Source organism: Ideonella sp. P3_A4 (genome assembly GCF_056403075.1).
This window is the reverse complement of sequence record NZ_JBFUGE010000516.1, coordinates 1-4,332: the sequence shown is the minus strand read 5'-3', so window position 1 is coordinate 4,332 and position 4,332 is coordinate 1. Positions and strand designations below refer to the sequence as shown.

The 4,332-nt window shown below is 66.6% G+C and carries 5 protein-coding genes and 1 pseudogene; 4 read left to right on the top strand and 2 right to left on the bottom strand.

Features of this window, described 5'->3' with window-relative positions; genetic code table 11:
• Nucleotides 1-451, top strand: a 451-nt coding sequence (locus tag AC1DYI_RS27970; RefSeq protein ID WP_477207391.1) for a DnaJ C-terminal domain-containing protein, incomplete at its 5' end; no start/stop codon positions are given.
• Between the two features lie 104 nt (nucleotides 452-555).
• A complete protein-coding gene (locus AC1DYI_RS27965) occupies nucleotides 556-786 on the top strand; it encodes a hypothetical protein (RefSeq protein ID WP_477207390.1) in 231 nt (76 codons plus the stop codon).
• 21 nt (nucleotides 787-807) lie between these two features.
• Here AC1DYI_RS27965 and AC1DYI_RS27960 read toward each other — a convergent pair whose 3' ends face one another.
• On the bottom strand, nucleotides 808-1,590 hold the full coding sequence (locus AC1DYI_RS27960) for a glycosyltransferase family protein (RefSeq protein ID WP_477207389.1): 783 nt from the start codon (nucleotides 1,588-1,590) through the stop codon (nucleotides 808-810).
• A gap of 47 nt (nucleotides 1,591-1,637) precedes the next feature.
• Nucleotides 1,638-2,774 (bottom strand): polysialyltransferase family glycosyltransferase, encoded by a 1,137-nt coding sequence (locus AC1DYI_RS27955; protein ID WP_477207388.1) that lies wholly within the window; start codon nucleotides 2,772-2,774, stop codon nucleotides 1,638-1,640.
• Between the two features lie 291 nt (nucleotides 2,775-3,065).
• On the opposite strand from AC1DYI_RS27955, the gene AC1DYI_RS27950 reads away from it, so the two are divergent.
• Together AC1DYI_RS27950 and AC1DYI_RS27945 are read left to right on the top strand one after the other, a co-directional pair.
• A complete protein-coding gene (locus tag AC1DYI_RS27950) occupies nucleotides 3,066-3,776 on the top strand; it encodes a sterol desaturase family protein (RefSeq protein WP_477207387.1) in 711 nt (236 codons plus the stop codon).
• A pseudogene (locus tag AC1DYI_RS27945) lies at nucleotides 3,773-4,332 on the top strand (hypothetical protein); the annotation flags it as partial. The gene AC1DYI_RS27950 and the pseudogene AC1DYI_RS27945, both read left to right, overlap by 4 nt.

Sequence of the window (4,332 nt, the reverse complement as noted above, 5' to 3'; positions counted from 1 at the left end):
GCTCAGCGTGGACGGACGTCACGGCAGAGCAGGCTCGCTGTCCGGCGAGTTGAGCATTCGCGTCGCTGTGCGCAAGAGTGATCTCTTCAAGCTCGACAAAGATGGCACGCTTCGGTGCGACGTCCCGGTCGATGGGTTCGCGTGGATCGCGAACCGGCCTGTCGACGTGCCCACCCTCGAGGGCCTGCAGACGATTCAACTGCAACGCGACCAACTTAGCTATCGGCTGAGTGGCCACGGCTTTCCGGTCGAGCGCCGTGGTCCACGCGGCGATCAGGTGATCCGCATCTCGCCGATATTTCCACAGCGCATGAGCACGGACCAGCAGATCCTGCTCGACCAGCTGATCGCCACCACGTCCGGCCCCAATGCCGAGCCATTGGACGAACGACTGCGCGCATGGGATCAGGCTGTGCGCGCTTGGAAGCGCGGCGGGCGAGGGCGCGGCTGATGCCTTGCAACGGGTCGGTCGCCTCGATGGTCGGCGAATGTGTCGCAGCACCGTCACCCAACCAAGCCAAAGTAGGCCCTCCTCAACTGAGATCAGAGGCCGCCATGTCAGATTCACTCAGCACCCAGGCCACCTCCTTCCTCGCGGACCTGGATGAGCTGTGCAAGAGCCACAGCGTTCAGCTCGTATTCAACAGCAATGGCGTCGTCGAGCTTTGGCCGTTGGAGGCGGACGACGAGCCTGTGAGTTTCGAAACGATCGACGATCAGCTCGACGAGCTGGACGAAGATCTCGTCGTCGGGCCTGAAATGGATACGGAGCCCCGCGAAGAATAAGAAGCCGGTGGCGGCGAGCTGTCATCGCGCGCCTTCGGGCGTTCCGCCCCAGGCCTGCCGCAGTTCGTCTACCGGCAGTGCCGGCCGCCAGTGGCCGTGAGCGAGTTCCTTGAGCCGAACGCGCCACAGGTAGGGCCAGCGACCGAACACGTCTTGCATGCGGGGCTGGCCGTGGAACTTGACGATCGTGCTGGTGCTCAGCGCCTCACGCGCGTGCGCAGGCGAGCGGCGTGCCAGCCGCATCAGGCGCTTGAAACTTTCCACCGTGCCGGCGCTGAACGTGCCGACGGCTTCCTGCAGGCCATGCGAGGCCACCACGCCGTTGATGAAGTCCTGGTCGCCGGGCACGCGCTGGTCGAAGCGCTCGCCGTTCACAAAGGCTTCGTAGATCACCGACAGGGCACCGCGGCGAATCGACATCACGCTGGAGTTGAATCCCTCGTGGTGCCAATCGTTGACGATCGTCAGTCCGTGCGGGGTGGCGAAGGCCTCTTGCAGCAAGCCGCCCATGTCGCGCCGGATCACCAGCGTCAGGTCAAGGTAGAGCAGGCGCTCGAATTCGACATACGCTGGGTTGAACAGGCCTAGCTTCATGGTCGTGGCGCGCATGCCCTCGCGGCGAAGCTCCGTCCAGCTGTCGCAGCGGCGTAGTTCTACGCCTTGTGGCAGATTGCGGTCACGATCGCTGAAGCAGACCAGGCGGAACGGTGCAGGGCAGTGGCGCGTCAGCATGCCGTGCAGCCTGGCCAGATAGACGTCGGCCATGCCGTCCATGTCGCCGATGGCGAGGCAGACGATGGGCAATGGCGAAGCGTTGGTCTGAGCCGGTGGCCCTTCGGCGACTACCATCTTCAGGCGCCGGCGTCGATCTGCACACCCACCACCTTGAACGCCTGCTCCATCGAGCGGCGCTCGGCGTCGGATTTGAAATGCACACGGTCCCATCCGAACGCACGCACCTGTGTGCCGGGCCCGTAGATCTGGCGGGCCAGCAACAAGGACGTGGAGCGCACGCCAACGACCGCCGCAAACGCTTGGCGCGGCATCCATTGCTCCAACGGCTCGTCCAGCTGAACCTGCTCGTCGCCGGCCACGAACAGCTCGGAATGCGGGTCCTTGGGATGCGCCTTGTAGACGACGTGGTGAATGTCGTGCTCCCGCAGCCAGTCGCGCATCCGCGAGGTCACGGCCGACAGGCCGGCCGAGTCCAACAAGCGGGTGCCGACCAAGGGTTGTCCGACCACCAGCGCGCATCGGGCGCGGGCTTGGCTTGGATCGACGACCGCGCGCTGAGCCATGGCCGGCAAGGTGACGACCTTGTGGGCGGGGTATTCGTGCGGCAGCCCAGGCAGCACGTAGACGCGGTCGCAGAAGGGCGCGTCAGAGCCGATGCGGTCGCCCGAGAACGGCGTGTAGCGAAGCTCCGGCGCCACCAGCCGCCGAAGGTCGCGTAAGCGCATCAGCGCTTGCTTGGTGGCCGACAGCGGGTAGCGCCTGACGTTGATGATGCCGTCGGGCACGATGCGGGCGTGCATTTCCCGCGCGCCGCAAAGGCGGGGCAGGGCATGCAAAAAGTAGTTGATGGCCTCGGTGTCGAACACCGCGCTGTGCAGGTGCAGCACGTCCGCATGGCCCACCAGCTTGGCCACGCGGCGAACGTTGTCGTGCAGGCGGCGATGGCGCCCGAAAGGGCCCGGCAACGGATCCCACCGTGGCCAGGGCATGTACATCGTGGCGTTCCAGTCCTGCGTGCGGACGAYCGGCTGCACACCGGGTTGGTACCAGACCAGCACCTGCGTCGCGCCCGCCTCGTGTTGGGCCGCGATCTGGCGCGCCGCCAGGTACTGCAAGGGCGAGGCCACGAAGTAGCCCGCCACGCGCCGGGACGCCTGAGAAACGGCCAGCGGGGAAAAGGACACATGCAGCGAGGCGCCGTGGGGCGCTTCGAGTGCGACCGATGGGGTCCAGGTCGACGCCGACGGTTTCATGGCGGGCCTCGCAGGTGATGACAGCCAGCTCAGGTTAGGCAGCGGCAGTGAATCTGCCTTGACAGCCGTCTGGCGCCTGGCCGCCGCGCCTGCCGTTCTGGCCGAGCCTGATGCCACGGCGCTTTGGCGGGCATGCACCCGGCCAAACCAGCCCGAGGGGTGAGCACGAAGGGCTCAGCGCCGCCGTCGAAAAACCGACACCCTAGGGTCGACCCGCAGTGGCGCGAAAAGACAAGACGAACCGGTGGGTCGGACCGACGCTACGAGGATTCCATCGCATTGGGATCGACCATGCAGCAGCCCTCGGAAGACGGCGTTCAGCGCTTTCGCGACCAGTACCGCAGCGAAGTACTGCCCGCCGGCTACTCGGGCTGGCGGCACGTGGCGCTGGTGGCAGTGGTCGGCCCAACCGTCATTGCTGCGGCGCTGTTGCTGGCCTCACGTACCTGGCGGGCAGCCGACTTCTGGGTCGTGCCAGCCACGCTGCTGATCGCCAATGTGGTCGAGTACCTGGCGCATCGCGGGCCGATGCACCACCGCGTGCGTGGGCTGACCTTGCTGCACCTGCGCCACAGCAGCCGGCACCACCGCTACTTCACGACGAAGGCGATGACCTTCGAGTCGACGCGCGACTTCCATGCGGTGCTATTCCCGCCGGTGTTGCTGCTCTTCTTCGGCGGCATCGCGGCGCTGCTGGGCGTGCTGGCCACGCTGCTGCTCGGCACGGCCGGTGGCGCACTGTTCTTCGCCACCTCGATGAGCTACTACCTGCTGTACGAGGTGCTGCACTTTCTCTACCACGTGCCGCCGCAGTGGCCGGTGGCCAGGCTGCCGGGCGTGCGCTGGCTGGCCAGGCTGCACCGGCTGCACCACGACCCGCCGCACATGCTGCAGCGCAATTTCAACCTCGTGTTTCCCTTGTGCGACTGGGTCGCCGGCACGCTGGACAGTGGCCACGAACCCCAGCGCGCGTTGCAGGAAAAAGGAGCGCCTTCCAAATGAGCACGCCTGTCGAACAACGCCGCCGCCTGGTCGGCGCGCTTGGTGCCATCGCGGCCAGTGGCTGCCTGCCATCCACCGCCGCCGCAGCGCCCAAACGCCAGGCGCTGGCCCGCTCGCTGTCGCAGATGGCGTCGGACTACGACGTGGTCGTCATCGGCTCGGGCTATGGCGGAGCGGTGATGGCAGCACGCCTGGCACCTGGGCGACGGCTTGCCTTGCTGGAGCGCGGGCGCGAGTGGCCGCCGGCCGATTTCCCTTCGTCGATGATCGACGTGCTCGGCCAGTTCCGCGGCGGCCTGACGCCGTTCGGCCTGTTCGACTACCGCCTCGGCCAGACGATGGATGTGCTGGTCGGCAGTGGCCTCGGCGGCACCTCGCTGATCAATGCGAACGTGGTGGCTGCGGCCGACCGGGATGCGTTCAACGCGTGGCCGAGCAAGATCCGGCAAGACGTGGCCAATGGCGTCTTCGCCGGCTACGAGGCCCGAGTGAAGCAGATGCTGGCCGCCGACCAGGTGATCGAAACCGATGCGCTGCGCAAGCACTGGTTTCACCG